Origin of the sequence: Paraburkholderia sp. BL21I4N1 (assembly GCF_002973525.1) — a bacterium.
GTDB lineage: Bacteria > Pseudomonadota > Gammaproteobacteria > Burkholderiales > Burkholderiaceae > Paraburkholderia.
Genome location: NZ_PVEN01000006.1, coordinates 208626 through 223546 on the forward strand (window position 1 = coordinate 208626; position 14921 = coordinate 223546).

Annotated in this window: 14 protein-coding genes; 4 read left to right on the forward strand and 10 right to left on the reverse strand. The window is 64.7% G+C overall.

The genetic code is table 11. From position 1 onward, the window contains the following. The first annotated feature begins 216 nt into the window (after window positions 1-216). Complete coding sequence (locus B0G83_RS17795; RefSeq protein ID WP_258167933.1) at window positions 217-1245, forward strand: hypothetical protein; 1029 nt, start codon at window positions 217-219, stop codon at window positions 1243-1245. A 63-nt stretch (window positions 1246-1308) separates the two neighbouring features. On the opposite strand, the gene B0G83_RS17800 is transcribed toward B0G83_RS17795, so the two are convergent. Further along, entirely contained in the window at window positions 1309-3762 is a 2454-nt protein-coding gene (locus B0G83_RS17800) for a glycogen/starch/alpha-glucan phosphorylase (protein WP_105508935.1), read from the reverse strand. Window positions 3763-4496: 734 nt separating this feature from the next. Between B0G83_RS17800 and B0G83_RS17805 the strand changes: the two genes are divergently transcribed. Further along, window positions 4497-5864: an MFS transporter gene (locus B0G83_RS17805; protein ID WP_105508694.1), complete on the forward strand. Its 1368-nt coding sequence runs from the start codon at window positions 4497-4499 to the stop codon at window positions 5862-5864. A 109-nt stretch (window positions 5865-5973) separates the two neighbouring features. On the opposite strand, the gene ltaE is transcribed toward B0G83_RS17805, so the two are convergent. From ltaE to B0G83_RS17820, 3 genes are all read right to left on the reverse strand, one after another. Further along, window positions 5974-6981, reverse strand: a complete 1008-nt coding sequence (ltaE, locus tag B0G83_RS17810; RefSeq protein ID WP_105508695.1) for a low-specificity L-threonine aldolase — start codon at window positions 6979-6981, stop codon at window positions 5974-5976. 204 nt (window positions 6982-7185) lie between these two features. Continuing rightward, window positions 7186-7965: a peptidoglycan DD-metalloendopeptidase family protein gene (locus B0G83_RS17815; RefSeq protein WP_105508696.1), complete on the reverse strand. Its 780-nt coding sequence runs from the start codon at window positions 7963-7965 to the stop codon at window positions 7186-7188. A gap of 150 nt (window positions 7966-8115) precedes the next feature. Next, window positions 8116-8427: a cupin domain-containing protein gene (locus B0G83_RS17820; RefSeq protein WP_181156938.1), complete on the reverse strand. Its 312-nt coding sequence runs from the start codon at window positions 8425-8427 to the stop codon at window positions 8116-8118. Between the two features lie 250 nt (window positions 8428-8677). On the opposite strand from B0G83_RS17820, the gene B0G83_RS17825 reads away from it, so the two are divergent. Both B0G83_RS17825 and B0G83_RS17830 read left to right on the forward strand, forming a co-directional pair. After that, window positions 8678-8998 (forward strand): hypothetical protein, encoded by a 321-nt coding sequence (locus tag B0G83_RS17825; RefSeq protein WP_105508698.1) that lies wholly within the window; start codon window positions 8678-8680, stop codon window positions 8996-8998. Between the two features lie 164 nt (window positions 8999-9162). Then, window positions 9163-9948 (forward strand): DUF2968 domain-containing protein, encoded by a 786-nt coding sequence (locus B0G83_RS17830; RefSeq protein WP_105508699.1) that lies wholly within the window; start codon window positions 9163-9165, stop codon window positions 9946-9948. Between the two features lie 128 nt (window positions 9949-10076). On the opposite strand, the gene B0G83_RS17835 is transcribed toward B0G83_RS17830, so the two are convergent. From B0G83_RS17835 to B0G83_RS17860, 6 genes are all read right to left on the reverse strand, one after another. Continuing rightward, complete coding sequence (locus B0G83_RS17835) at window positions 10077-10394, reverse strand: DUF4148 domain-containing protein (protein WP_105508700.1); 318 nt, start codon at window positions 10392-10394, stop codon at window positions 10077-10079. 274 nt (window positions 10395-10668) lie between these two features. After that, window positions 10669-12078: an NADP-dependent phosphogluconate dehydrogenase gene (gndA, locus tag B0G83_RS17840; RefSeq protein WP_035555948.1), complete on the reverse strand. Its 1410-nt coding sequence runs from the start codon at window positions 12076-12078 to the stop codon at window positions 10669-10671. A gap of 165 nt (window positions 12079-12243) precedes the next feature. Continuing rightward, the gene (locus B0G83_RS17845; protein WP_105508701.1) at window positions 12244-12876 is read right to left on the reverse strand and encodes a DUF938 domain-containing protein; all 633 of its coding nucleotides are present in this window, start codon (window positions 12874-12876) and stop codon (window positions 12244-12246) included. 86 nt (window positions 12877-12962) lie between these two features. Then, window positions 12963-13568, reverse strand: coding sequence for a pyridoxamine 5'-phosphate oxidase family protein (locus B0G83_RS17850; protein WP_105508702.1), 606 nt, complete (start codon window positions 13566-13568; stop codon window positions 12963-12965). 105 nt (window positions 13569-13673) lie between these two features. Further along, window positions 13674-14543 carry an NAD-dependent protein deacetylase gene (locus tag B0G83_RS17855; protein WP_105508703.1) on the reverse strand — a complete coding sequence of 290 codons (870 nt, stop codon included), beginning with the start codon at window positions 14541-14543 and terminating at the stop codon, window positions 13674-13676. A gap of 51 nt (window positions 14544-14594) precedes the next feature. Further along, a complete protein-coding gene (locus B0G83_RS17860; RefSeq protein WP_105508704.1) occupies window positions 14595-14843 on the reverse strand; it encodes an oxidoreductase-like domain-containing protein in 249 nt (82 codons plus the stop codon). Window positions 14844-14921: the final 78 nt, after the last annotated feature.

A 14921-nucleotide genomic window follows, 5' to 3' on the forward strand; every position in this document is an offset into this window, starting at 1 on the left:
GTCACGCCTCGGCAAGTCGGCGCACATGCCGCTGATGCCACACGTGCCGGTCGCCTCGCCGCATCACGATGCCTCGCCTTCGCCAGGAACTCGCCTCTTTGCAAAGCGTGATCTATGTCCCTGTCGTTCCTGCCGTCTCCGTGGTCTCTCTTGCGTGTCCGTGGCACGAGCCAGCCCGGCCGCACCGATCGGCGCGCTCCCCTGCGTCACCGTGCCGTGGCAGCGCTGCTCGCCACCGCCGCCTTCGCCGCGCTAAGCGGCTGCTCCACCAGCTTTCCCACGCCCACGCCGCCTGCTTCCACGGCCGCGCTCGTCAACGGTGGGGCCGACGGCCTGCTGATCCCGCTGCACGTGGAGCGCGCCGACGACGATCACGCGCGCCTCGGCCTGCCGGTCCAACTCGACGGCAAGCCGTTGTACGTCGCGCTCGATACGGGCACGCAAGGCGTGCGCGTGCTGAAATCGGCACTGCCGGGCACGGACTATCCGAACGCCGGCCCGGTGAGTTCGCTGCCGCTGGCGAACGGCGCACAGGTCTCCGGCGCGGCGGTGAAGGTGCCGTTGAGCATCGCGGGTCTCAAGACGGCCCAAGTCACCGCGCAAGCGGTCGAGCGGGTGGACTGCCAGGCCGTGTCACGGCACTGCGTGGGACTGGACGGCTACACGGCCGAGTTCGGCTGGGCGTTCTCGGGTCTGTTCGGTATCGGCGCGGCGCAGCCGGACGACAATTGTTGCACGCAGCCGCTGCGCGCGTTGGGCGGCAATGTCGGTCAACGGTATCTGGTGCATGCGAACTTCGCGAAACCCTACCTGCTGCTGAGTCCGTCGAACGCGCTCACGAAGGACTACACGATGCTGCCGATGGTCGTCGCGCAGAATGGCACCGTGCAATGGCCGCGAGGCTGCGTGAACGTCGGCGACAAGATGACGTTTTGCGCGCCGCTGGTGTTTGCCACGGCCAGCACCGACATGATTCGCATCGAGACGGACAAGGCCCCGGACTGGACCGGCGACGACGACATCGGCAAGGTGCTCAAACGCGGCAACTACGACGCGGCGGTCGGCTCGGGTAAGTGGGTGCATCGCTACGAAGGCGCGCAGGTCACGATCGTCAAGGCGAAACCCGACGCCAATCGCATCGTGATTGGCTTGATGGGCATGCAGCAGGTGGACGTGCTGTTCGATTTTCCGCGTGGCGAGCTGGGGTTGCGGGCGGCTAGCGCCCGGGAAAGCCTGACTCAGTAGCGAGACTGCGCGGCACTGATGCGATCGGCCGCGCAGCTCACTCCATAGGATGGGCCGCGCAGCTCACTCCATATCCAGCGGATTCACATGCCAGATATTGCGAGCATACTCACCGATCGTACGATCCGACGAAAACTGCCCCATCCCCGCGACGTTCTCGATCGCGCTTTCCGCCCACGCGCGCTTGTCGACGAAGCGCGCGTCCACCTCGTCCTGCGCCTTCGCGAACGCGGCGAAATCGGCCAGCACCATGTAGTGATCGCCCCAGTCCACCAGCGTGTGGAAGATGTCCGAGAAGCGCAACGGGTCGTCCGGCGAGAAGAAGCCCGTGCGGATCTGATCGAGCGCCATGCGCAGTTCCGCGTTCTCCTCGTAGATCTGCCGCGGCCGGTAACCGGAGGCGCGCAGACTGTCCACTTCATCCGCGGTATGGCCGAAAATGAAGATGTTCTCGCGGCCCACGGCGTCGCAGATTTCGATATTGGCGCCGTCCATCGTGCCGATCGTCAACGCGCCGTTCAGCGCGAGCTTCATATTGCCGGTGCCCGACGCCTCGGTGCCCGCCATCGAAATCTGTTCGGACAGATCGGCCGCCGGAATGATCAGTTCGGCCACGCTCACGCCGTAGTTCGGCACGAACACCACCTTCAGGCGGTCGCCGATCAGCGGATCGTGATTAACCTTCTCGCTCACGTCGCCGATCAGCTTGATGATCGTCTTCGCCATCCGGTACGCGGACGCGGCCTTGCCGGCGAACAGCACCACGCGCGGCACCCAGTCGCGCTCGGGATTCGCGCGAATCTGGTTGTAGCGCACGATCACATGCAGTACGTTCAGCAATTGCCGCTTGTATTCGTGAATGCGTTTGACCTGCAGATCGAACAGCGCATCCGGATCGAAATGCAGCTTGGTGTGATGCGCGAGCCGCTGCACGAGGCGGATCTTGTTCTGCCGCTTCGCTTCGCGGAAAGCCTCGATAAAGCCGCTGTCGGTGCGCAGATTGCGCAGTTGTTCCAGCTCGAACAGATTGCTGCGCCAATGCTTGCCGATCTGCTGATCGATCAGCGACGACAGCGACGGACTCGCCTGCGCGAGCCAGCGGCGCGGCGTGATGCCGTTGGTCACATTGGTGAAGCGGTCGGGATAGACGCGCGCGAAGTCGGCGAAGATATCGCGTGTCATGAGTTGCGAATGCAGCTTCGACACGCCGTTCACTTTATGACTCGCGACGATCGCCAGATACGCCATGCGCACGCGCCGCTGGCCGTATTCATCGACCAGCGAAATGCGGCGAATCATCTCGCCGTCATGTCCGGACTGCTCGCTGACGTGCTTGAGAAACTGCGCATTGATCTCGAAGATGATCTCGAGATGCCTCGGCAACAGGCGCGCGAGCATTTCGACGTCCCACGTTTCGAGCGCTTCCGGCATCAACGTGTGATTGGTGTACGAGAAAATTTTCGTGACGTGCGTCCACGCCTTGTCCCACGGCACGTGATGTACGTCCACCAGCAAACGCATCAGCTCGGGAATCGCCAGCACGGGGTGGGTGTCGTTCAGATGCACCGCCACTTTCTCGGAGAAACGGCCGAACGTGCTGTGCGTGCGCTGATAACGGCGAATCAGATCCTGCATGGTGGCCGACACGAAGAAGTATTCCTGGCGCAGCCGCAATTCGCGGCCGGCCGGTGTCGAGTCGTCCGGATACAGCAGGCGCGAGACGTTCTCCGACATGTTCTTGGTGTCGACGGCGTTGCGGTAATCGCCACGGTTGAACGCGCCGAGATCGAGTTCCTCGGTGGCGCGCGCGGACCAGAGACGCAGCGTGTTGGTGGCGTCGGTCGCGTAGCCGGGAATGACGGTGTCGTATGCGGTCGCGTTCACGTGCTCGGTGTCGATCCATTCGACGTGCTCGCCGCGCTGCACCGTGCGGCCGCCGAAGTGCACCATGTACTTGATCTCCGGCCGCGGAAACTCCCACGGATTGCCCGCGCGCAGCCAGTAGTCCGGCGCTTCGACCTGCTCGCCGTCGACGATTTCCTGGCGGAACATGCCGTACTCGTAGCGGATACCGTAGCCGAAGCCCGGAATGCCGAGCGTGGCCATCGAGTCGAGAAAGCACGCCGCCAGCCGGCCGAGACCGCCGTTGCCGAGCGCGGCGTCCGGCTCGATATTGATCAACATCTCCATATCGACGCCGAGGCTCGCGAGGGCCTCTTTCATCTGGTCGTGGATGCCGAGCGCCAGCAAGGCGTTCGTAAACGTCCGGCCGATCAGGAACTCCATCGACAGGTAGTAGACGCGTTTCACATCCTGTTCGTATTGCAGGCGCGTGGTCTTCATCCAGCGCGCGACCAGCCGGTCACGCACCGCGAGCGCGGCGGCGTGCAGCCAGTCATGCGGATGCGCGGTGACGGCGTCCTTGCCGACGCCGTACATCATGCGATTGGAAATTGAGCGCCGTAGCGCGTCGACGGTACTGTTGAGCTGGTCGAATTCCAGATCGACGGTTGTCATCGAAGCCTCCGGGTAAAAGCGACGCGACATGCGCGAACCGCACAGATGACGGACGGGAGGCGCGTGCCGGTCAGGCGGGTTAAGAAACAGAGTAGGACATTTTACGGCCACCGGACACCGGCGAGCGCGAGCGGTTTGAGACGCACATGCCATGCCCGCCGCCAGGGGCCGCCAAGCGGATTTTTCGCACGCGCGCGGTGCAAGCCCCGTGAGCGCGGCACTGCACGCGTGCATCGGCCCACAAAACAGGCAAACGATTGCGAAATGAAAGACGCGCGGGCAGCGAATCCAGGCACACGCACAACGACATTATTTTTTCGACGCGTGACGTGCGGATGAATCCACCAACAACGTTGAGGCGTGATCGAATCGGTCCCTCTCGTCTGCCAGACGGATGAAGCGGAAAGGTGTGTGACAACGCGAACCCGAGCCAGTTCGAAGATGCCGTTCGGGGCTGACCGTTAGTTGCTTTATGACCTCGGTCCATCGCGTCCCGCGCCGCCTGACTCCCAGCACGATTTCGGCGTCTCTGTAACAATTGCGCGATTCGCCGCGCGCACTGCTTCGATCGCTGAATTCGGGCCACGCGCATCCTCCTCACACGCAATCCTGCCGCTCGCGCGCCACGCTTTTCACCACGCGCCGGCGCGAGCCGTACGCCTAACCCGACGAGCCACGCCTTGTCCGACAAACCCAGCACCACCACTGCGCCGCCGTTCCCCGCGGACGGCCCGATGTCCGCCGCCAACCGCCGTGCAATGGCCGCGATCATGCTCGCCGTCGCCCTCGCCACGCTCGACACCGCGATCGCCAACACCGCGCTGCCGGCCATCGCCGCCGACCTGCATGCGGCGCCCGCGGCGTCGGTGTGGATCATCAACGCCTATCAGCTGGCGATGGTCGCGACCTTGCTGCCGCTCGCGGCACTCGGCGATATCGTCGGGCACCGGCGCATTTATATCGGCGGGATCGCGCTGTTCACGCTGGCCTCGCTGGCATGCTCGCTGGCGACGACGCTGCCCATGCTCGCCGCCGCGCGCGTGCTGCAAGGACTCGGCGCGAGCGCGATCATGAGCGTGAATACCGCGCTGATCCGCTATCTGTATCCGCCGCATCGGCTCGGACGCGGGCTCGGCACCAATGCGCTGATCGTCGGGGTGTCGTTCGCGGTGGGGCCGACGGTAGCGTCGCTGATTCTTTCCGTCGCCGCGTGGCCGTGGCTGTTCGCGGTGAACGTGCCGCTCGGCCTGCTGGCGCTTGCCTTCGCGTGGCCCGCCTTGCCGCACACCGAACGCGGCACGCATCAGTTCGATCCGGTCGCGGCGCTGCTCAACGTGATCACGTTCGCCGCGCTGATCTTCGCGCTCGGCGAGGCGGCGCAGCGCGCACCGACGCAACTGGTGCTGAGCGCGGCGGCGATCGCGGTGGTGTTCGGGGTGCTGCTGATTCGCCGTGAGGCGGGCCACCCGGCGCCGATGCTGCCGGTCGATCTGTTCAAACGGCCGGTGTTCGCATTGTCGGCGGTGACCGCGGTCTGTTCGTTCGCGGCGCAAGGGCTCGCGTTCGTCTCGCTGCCGTTTTACTTCGAGGACGTGCTGCATCGTAGCCAGGTGGAAACCGGCTTTCTGATGACGCCGTGGCCGGTGGTGGTTGCGTTGGCGGCGCCGCTGGCCGGGAGTTTGTCCGATCGCTATCCGCCCGGCCTGCTCGGCGCGATCGGGCTGGCGGTGATGTCGGCGGGAATGGCGTCGCTGGCGCTGTTGCCGGTGCATCCGCATGTGCTCGACATCGGTATCCGGATGGCGATTTGCGGCGCGGGCTTCGGCTTTTTCCAGTCGCCGAATCTGAAGGCGCTGATGGCGAGCGCGCCGCCCGAGCGCAGCGGCGGCGCCAGCGGCATCGTCGCGACGGCGCGCCTGCTCGGGCAGACCACGGGCGCGGCGCTGGTCGCGTTGAGCTTCGGGATCGCCGGCCGGCATGGGCCGACGTTGGCGCTCAGCGCCGGCGCGTTCTTCGCGGGGGCGGCGAGCCTCGCGAGCGGTTTGCGGCTGCTGGCGCCGTCGCATCGTTCGGGCGTCCATGCGAAGACGGCGGTGAAATGAAAAAAGCGGGCGCACTGTTGTGACAGTGCGTCCGCTTTTCGCCTGGACGTTTCCTTGAACGTTTCGGTGAGGCTTTCCTCCCCGGCTCGCCCTAGCGCGCGTCAGACCCTCACTGCGCCGCGAAATACCCCTTCACCGCCGCGATAAACGTATCGATATCCCCACGCGATACGTCCTTGTGCGTGACGAACCGCGACGCGTACAGCATCTGCGTGAGGATGCCGCGCTCCTTGAGCCACGCTTCGAGCGGCGCGCAATGCTGTTGCGGAAACTGCGCGAACACCATATTGGTCGCGACCGATTGCACCTTGACGTGTTCGATAGCCTCCAGCCCGGCCGCCAGATGCGCGGCGTGCGCGTGGTCGTCGGCGAGACGCTCGACGTTGTGATCCAGTGCGTACAAACAGCCCGCCGCCAGCACGCCGGCCTGGCGCATGCCGCCGCCGAGCACCTTGCGCCAGCGGTGCGCCACGTCGATCAGCGCCTGGCTGCCGACCAGCACCGAGCCGACCGGCGCGCCCAGCCCCTTCGAGAAACAGACCGATACCGAATCGAACGGCGCGCACAACTCCGCGACCGGCTTGCCCGACGCGACGGCCGCGTTGTAGACGCGCGCGCCGTCGAGGTGAGCCGCCAGACCGTGCTTGCGCGCGAGCTGCACCGCCTCCGTGACATATCCCGCCGGCAACACCTTGCCGCCGATGGTGTTCTCCAGCGCCAGCAACCGCGTGCGCGCGAAGTGGTCGTCGATCGGCTTGATTGCGGCGGCGATTTTTTCGAGCGCGATCGAGCCGTCGGCGGCATTTTCGAGCGGCTGCGGCTGGATGCTGCCGAGCACCGCCGCCCCACCGCCTTCGTACTTATAGGTATGCGCCAGTTGGCCGACGATATATTCGTCGCCGCGCGCGCAGTGCGCCATCAAAGCGGCCAGATTGCTTTGCGTTCCGCTCGGGAAAAACAGGCCGGCCTCCTTGCCGGTGCGCTCGGCGAGCGTGGCTTGCAGACGCAGCACGGTGGGGTCGTCGCCCCAGACGTCGTCGCCCACTTCGGCGGCCGACATGGCCGCGAGCATCGCCGCGGTCGGACGGGTTACGGTATCGCTGCGCAAATCGATCATGGTGTGTCCCTGTGCGTCTCGTCTATGAATGACAGCCCGTGGCGGCCGGCGCGCCGCTTCGTCGGTTGCGACGAATGGAGGCGGCGCCGGCTGGTGAGCCACACAGTGTATTCAATTCAGACGGCGCTGAGAAACCTTGCTCAAAATCCGCACGGATAGATAGCCTTAAGCGCGAGCCTTAAGCGCGAGGCTGAACAGAGCGCCTTAACCGCCCGACTTCGGCAGCCACGCGAGCGGATCGACCGGCTGACCGTTCTGGCGCACTTCGAACTGGATCGACGCGACGCCCCGGCTATCCACGCCGACCTCGCCGATGGTCTGCCCTTGCGCAACCGCGTCGCCTTCCTTGACGAGCAACGTGCTGTTCTGCCCGTAAGCGGTAATCAGCGAATCGTCGTGTTTGATGATGATAAGCGGACCATACGCCTCGATGCCGGTGCCCGCGTAGACCACGCGGCCGGTGGCAGCCGCCTTGACCGGGTCGCCCGGACGCCCGCCGATCACGATGCCGTTCGATCTGCCCGGCGCGAACGTCTTGAGGATCGGCCCACGCAACGGCCATTGCAACACGCCCTGCTGCGGCCCGGACGACGCCAAAGGCGCACCCGGCACATTGGGCGCGTTCGAGCCGCCGTTCTGGCCGACGCCGACGGGTGGCGTCACCACGCTGCCGGACGCCATGGGCGGCGATACGCGCAGCACCTGGCCGGGACTGACGGCGGCGTTGACCGGCAAGCCGTTCCACGACGCGATTTCCTGAAGCTTGCGGCCATACGCCGCCGCGATGGCGGGCAGCGTATCGCCCGCATTGACGCGGTAGAAACCGGCAGGTACGGGCACCGTGCCGAGGGTGGTCGGACGGGCAGGCGCGTTGCTGTAGAACGGCGTGCTGTCCCACGGCATCGTGGTACAACCGCCGAACATCACGCCCAGCAAGGCTGCGGCCAGCAACCTCGAGCCCGTCAAATGCCATTGTCTTGTCATGTGATTTTCCTCGACACGTTGATTCAATCGGATGCAATCAGCCCCAAGCATTTGCCATGCCGCTCGACCTGAGCGCACGGCGGCGACCCGCCATTATGCCGCCGCGTCCGACAGCGACGGCGTCGGCATGGCAGCCGCACACGCCAACGTTCAGACGCTGCCTTCCGCCTCGACCACCAGAATGCGCGCCGCGCCTAGCGGATGGGCGACATGCTCGGTTCCCACCGACGCGTAGAACACGTCGCCCGTTTCCAGGATCGCCGACTGTTCGACGCCGTCTTGCCGATAGCGCATCTCGACGCGGCCATCGAGCACCGCGAACACTTCCTCGCCGTCGTTGACGTGCCACTTGTAGGGCTGATCGGTCCAGTGCAGGCGCGTCGTGATGCCGCCCATGTTGGCGATATCGAGCGCGCCCCAGGCGCGCGTCGCGGTGAAGCTCTTGCTGCGAATGATCTTCATGGTCATCGAGCCGGTGAGAGAGGCGAAGCGGCGGCGCCCGTTTCCGCCGAAGCAGGCCGAGCCGCGGGAAGCGTGCTTTTTGCGCTGGCCCCATTATAGGTCCGGCGCTCGGCGCGGCGACTTCCGCGCCGGCTTCCGCTTATGCAGGCCTAATCGTGTGACCATTGCTTCCATTCACCCCTCGCCTATACTCAGACTTGCCGCGCGCGGTACGTCGAACGAAAACGCCTGATCCTGCGAGGAGTTGGGGATGAACAAAGCCACCTTTCTGGCCGTGCAGCTCAACGTCGACGATGTGGCGGCGTCCCCCGGTCTGGTCGAGTTGCTGAATACGCACCTGGTGTTCGCCGCGGACGTGGCCGAAGCCGCCGACGCCCTGGTACAGCTGGCAAGCATCGCGGGACTGTCGAGCGGCGTCGAAGCCAGCGTCGAGATTCCCGCCCTCGCGATCGAACGACTGCGCGAAGCGCTCGACAACCTGAGCGGCTACGACGAATCGTGGCTCCTTGCCCTCGAACCGAGCCGCGCGCTATTCGACGACATAGGCCGCCGGCATCGCACGCTGCATTAGAACCGCGCTCGCGGAGGGCATCCCGAGTGCCGCGCGCCGTGGCGCCTGCTTGCCAGCGCCGCCGTTCCGCCTCTTTTCGCTCACCGCCCGATCCGCCAGATCTGCCGGCATGCCGCAATGCCGGTGGCATCTGAAGGCGCCGGGCGTCAACCGGAGGAACCGCCGTGAAAAGTCTCCTGAACCGCCGAAGCGTGCTGGCCGGCCCATCGCATCTCGTCCAGGTCGCGCGCGAGAACGCCGGCGGCGCCGGTTCGCCGCCTGACGTGCGCAACGCGGCATCCGCCGCCGAAGCCGCCGAGGCTGACGATCGCGCCAATCCCGCCGCTATGCAGTCCACGGCAGCACCTGCGGCGCCGGCCGACGCGCCGCCCCGGCCTGTCACGACCTTGCGGCCCGTGCCGGTCGTACCGACGCAGGTGAGCGGACGCGGCGTGCAGATTGCGGACACCGCCGATATCGAGTGGCTGACGGAAGAAAACGCGCTGACGCCGTTTCGCGTGTTCCGCAGCTTTAGCTATTCGGTCAGCCTGCTGTTTCACGCGAAGGAATTGACGTATTACATCGTGCTATATCAGGACGGCTCGCTGTGGCGTGCACTAAAAGCGGCCGATCTCGAAGCCGCCGAGGCGGCCTTCCATCATTTCGAAGACCAGGCCACCCGGCTATCGGACGGCGAAACCCGCCGCGCCCAGCTCGAAGCGCAGAACGAACAGCTGGCGCGCCTGATCGCGCGTTCCGAGGCGCACGCCGAACGGCTGCGCAGCGATCTGCAACGACGCGGCGCGCAGGAGCAGGCGGTGTCGGCCCGACAGAATCAGACACGTAAAGACGTGTCGCAACTGGAAGCGCAGCGCGTGGCCGCGCAGGCGCATCTGAACAAGGCGCATCGGCAGATTCATCAGCTCGATCTGACGAGCAATGAATGGATTCCGCATTTGCCGAATCGTTGACGCATGCGGTCGTGAATGCCGTTCACGCGTCGCACACATAAAAAAACGCCGACCTGGCATAGAAAGCCGGTCGGCGTTTTTTTGCGCCGCGATCCATCAGGCGGCGTTTGCAGCAGCTTCAGCGCAAATTAATTGCCGAAGTAGATCGAGTTGCGGTTATTGCCGTTCAGCGGACGACCCGACTGCGTCGTACCGACAGCCGGTGCGCCATAGCCGCTGTTGTCAGCCTGAGCGGTGCCGTTCTGAGCGTCGACACGGGCTTGCGCGGCCAGCAGGTTGGACGGGTAATCAGCGTGATCGCCGACCGGGTTGTAGCCGGCCTTTTCCAGTTGCACCAGTTGGGCGCGGACTTCAGCGCGGGTCAGCGGCTGGTTCGATTGAGCGAACGAAGCGACAGGAGCGACCAGAGCCGCGGCGACGACAACAGCAGAGATAAGGGACTTCATGATGTAAACCTCCAGAACTTGTTTTTAATGCGCGTTGGGCTTGTTGTCCCGTAGCGCTTAAGTAGAAGTTTAGGAGCGTCGACATCTAGGGGAAACCCCTTAAACGATGAAACTCTATTTCGAAATTCGCAACAGTCAGGGCTTCGCGCCAGCTTCATGCCATCTGGCTGACAGTTTTCGGCAATAATTTGCCGACTCACGTTTCAATCGATCACACGGCCGGGCGCGCCTTGTGGCAGCGCGCCCCGAGCCGCGATTAAACGACCGACCCGGTTCAGCTCCAGTTAGCGTGGAAGCTGCCCGGCTTGTCGACGCGTTCGAACGTGTGCGCGCCGAAGAAGTCGCGCTGCGCCTGCACCAGATTCGCCGGCAGACGTTCCGAGCGGTACGCGTCGAAATACGCCACCGCCGACGCGAACGCCGGTACCGGCACCCCAGCGTTGATCGCGGCCACGACGACTTCGCGCAACGCCGCCTGATAGTTTTTGGCGATGTCGCGGAAGTACGGATCGAGCAGCAGGTTGGCGATCGCCTTGTCTTTCGAATAAGCGTCCGTGATCTTCTGCAGGAAGCGGGCGCGGATGATACAGCCGGCGCGGAAAATCTTCGCGATCGTGCCGTAGTCCAGATCCCACTTGTACTCTTCCGACGCGGCTCGCAGTTGCGCGAAGCCTTGCGCGTACGAGATCACCTTGCTGAAATACAGCGCCCGGCGTACCGATTCGATGAACGCGTCGCGCTCGACGCCGAGCGGCTTCGCCTGCGGTCCTTCGAGTACCTTGCTGGCGGCCACGCGCTGATCCTTCAGCGACGACAGCACGCGCGCGAACACGGCTTCGGTGATCAGCGGCAGCGGCGCGCCGAGGTCGAGCGCGTTCTGGCTGGTCCACTTGCCGGTGCCCTTCTGCGCGGCGCGATCCAGGATCACGTCGACCAGATCCTTACCGGTTTCATCGTCTTTCTTGCTGAAAATCTTCGAGGTGATTTCGATCAGATAGCTGTCGAGTTCGCCCTGATTCCACTCGGTATAGACCTTGCCGAGTTCTTCGTTCGACAGGCCGACCACCTGCTTGAGCACCGCATAGCTCTCGGCGATCAGTTGCATGTCGCCGTATTCGATGCCGTTGTGCACCATCTTCACGAAATGGCCCGCGCCGTCCGGACCCATGTACGCGACGCACGGTTCGCCGTCCGGCGCCTTGGCGGCGATTTCGGTGAGAATCGGCGCCACCAGGTCATACGCGTCGCGCTGGCCGCCCGGCATGATCGACGGGCCTTTCAACGCGCCTTCCTCGCCGCCCGACACGCCCGTGCCGATGAAATGCAGGCCCGACTTCGCGAGATCCTGGTTGCGGCGGATCGTGTCGGTGAAATGCGTGTTGCCACCGTCGATCAGAATGTCGCCCTTTTCCAGCAGCGGTTTCAACTGGTTGATCGTCGCGTCGGTGCCTTCGCCCGCCTTGACCATCAGCAGAATGCGGCGCGGCTTTTCCAGCGACTCCACGAATTCTTCCAGCGTGAAAGCCGGCACCAGCTTCTTGTCCGGATATTCGGCGATGAGTTCGTCGGTTTTCTCGCGGCTACGGTTGTACACCGACACCGCGTGGCCGCGGCTCTCGATGTTGAGCGCCAGATTGCGGCCCATGACCGCCAGCCCCACCACGCCGATTGCCTGTTTGCCCATGTGAATTCTCCAGAGTCCAATAAATGTCGGGACGTCGCGCCGGGAAGAAACGTCGGCGGGACGTCGAGGGTGAAAGAATAAAAGAAATGCCGGCTTGCCGCTCGCTGGCAGGCAACGGGCGGCCGATTTTTTTACTGCGCGAAGCGGCGTTCCTGACCGCGCTCTTCAGACTCGCGCCATGTCTGCGTGTTTTCTGAAGACCAGACTGAAGTTGTTGGCTGGCATCTCGACCGGCTCCCCGGCGACGAGTCCCACCGAAGCCCCCAGCGTCACCACCGCTTCCATGTCGCGCACGCCCCATGACGGATCGCGGCTGCGCAACTGCTGATCGAACGCTTCGTTGCTCGACGCAGTATGCGCGCCGCCGCGCCGGTACGGACCGTAAAGATAGAGCACGCTGCCGTCGACCAGACGCCGGCTCGCGCCCGCGAACAGCGCCTGCGTCGCGCTCCACGGCGAAATGTGGATCATGTTGATGCAGATCACGGCGTCGAGCGTGTCGATGCCCCAGTCCGGCTGATGCACGTCGAGCGCGAGCGGCGCACGCACGTTCTGCAAACCGGCCTGCGCGGTCCATGCGGCGATCGAAGTGCGCGCGTCCGCGTCGGCATCGCTCGGTTGCCAGTCGAGTCCGGGCAGCGCGGCGGCAAAGCAGATAGCGTGCTGGCCGGTGCCGCTCGCGATCTCGAGCACGCGGCCGGTGGCCGGCAGCACGCCGCGCAATACAGCCAGGATCGGCTCGCGGTTGCGTTCGGCGGAAGGTGAACGTTGCCGCAGCGCGAGATGGGATTCAGTCATGGTCGGCCTGGGATTCTGCTCGTGGTTTAACGCGCTGTTCAGCTTGCGTGGTAGTTCATGCCGCGGCCTGGGTTTCAGCGCGCGTTTCAGTAAAGGGTCGTGCGCACGCGCTCGTCGAGTTCACGGTCGTAGGTCGCGGCATCGAAATTCGCGCCGTTGATACGCCGGTGAATTTCGCCCGCGCTCGGCAGCCGCGAACGCTCGATATGCCGCGCCGGATCCCACAGTTTCGAGCGCACCAGCGCTTTCGAGCAGTGAAAATAGACCGCGTCGACGTCGATCAGCAGCACGGTGCGCGGCAGTTTACCAACGACCGCGAAACTGTCCAGCCATTTGGCGTCGTCGGTGATGCGGCCGCGACCGTTCACGCGCAAACTCTCCCCCACGCCGGGAATGACAAAGAGCAGCGCCAGCTTAGGCTCGGCGATGATATTGCGCAGACTGTCGATACGATTGTTGCCGGGACGGTCCGGCAACGCGAGCGTACGTTCGTCGATCACACGCACGAAACCCGGCGCGTCGCCGCGCGGCGAACAGTCGAGACCTTCGGGGCCGGCGGTGGCGAGCACAACGAACGGCGCGACCTCGATGAACGCGCGATAGTCCTCGTTGATATAGGGAATCTCTTTACGTACTGCGCGCTCGTGCGGCTGACCATAGATGGCTTCGAGCTGTTCGATCGTCGTCAACATCGGTGTTCCTTTGCGTCGCTGCAGGTGTTTTCAGGTTAGGGGGAGTGTGCCGCTCGCCGCGCGCGGCGGCCGGCCTTCCACCTGCGGACCTTCAGTGTTCGACCTTCAATCCAGCGCCAGCCGTCCGGCCAGCGCAGTGAGCGTCTCGGCGCACGGCGCCGCCAGTTTCAGCGACAACAGCGGATCGGCGCGCGTCCGTCCCAGATTGATCGCGGCGATCGGCTTGCCCTGCTTCTGCGCCCACACGCAAAACCGGTAACCCGAGTAGACCATCAGCGACGAACCGACCACCAGCACCGCATCCGCCGCATCGAGCGCATGCGAGGCCGCTTCGACGCGCTCGCGCGGCACGCTTTCGCCGAAGAACACCACGGCCGGTTTAAGCAGGCCGCCGCAATTCGAACAGGCCGGCACGCGGAACGTGTCGAGCGCGTGCCATTCGAGATGCGCGTCGCCGTCGGCGGCGGTTTCGGCGGTCACGTTCAGCAACGCGGGATTGTCCGCTTCGAGCGTCTGCTGGATCGACGCGCGCGCGTGCTGCATGCCGCAGTCGAGACACGTCACGCCGTCGATACCGCCGTGCAGTTCGATCACCTCGCGACTCCCTGCCCGCTGATGCAAACCGTCGACGTTCTGCGTGACGAGCGTCGGCACATGACCGGCGGCCTGCAGCCGGGCCAGCGCGGTATGCGCGGCGTTGGGCTGCGCGTGCGCGACCACCGGCCAGCCGATCATGCTGCGAGCCCAGTAACGCTGACGCATGGCCTGCGTACCGAGAAATTCCTGCAACGTGATGGGCGGCGAGCGCTTCCATTCGCCGTTGTCGTCGCGATAGCCGGGAATGCCCGAATCGGTGCTGATCCCCGCGCCGGTCAGCACGAACAGACGCGGATAACGCTGCACGAAACGATGCAGGTCGTCCAGGCTGTGGGATTCGTTCGAGGGGTCAAGCGGCGCGGGCTGAAGGTCGGTCATGACGGAGGGGGTGAAATGCTGGGGCTTCTCAGAGCGAACCGTACGAGTCGCCTAAGCCGATCCGCGACGTTGACGCGGCGTGCTTTGGCGCTTGGGCGTTGTTTGTACTTGCACGGATGCCTGGGCCACTTGCCGCTCCTGCCGGGCTTGCCATTGCGCGAGTGCGGCCTGATAACGGTCGAGCGCTTCGTCGTAGAGATCGAATACACAGGGATTGCAACCGCTGTGACAGCAATCGTCGAGATCGGGCTGCACGGGCGGCACCGGCTGCGGGTCGTCACTGAGTAGGGCTCGAGACACGGCGAATCGCGGTCCGTGAAAGAGAAAGCGCTCAGTATAAGTTGATCTCCGGCGCCGTGCTGCGGGGGGACGGCGGCG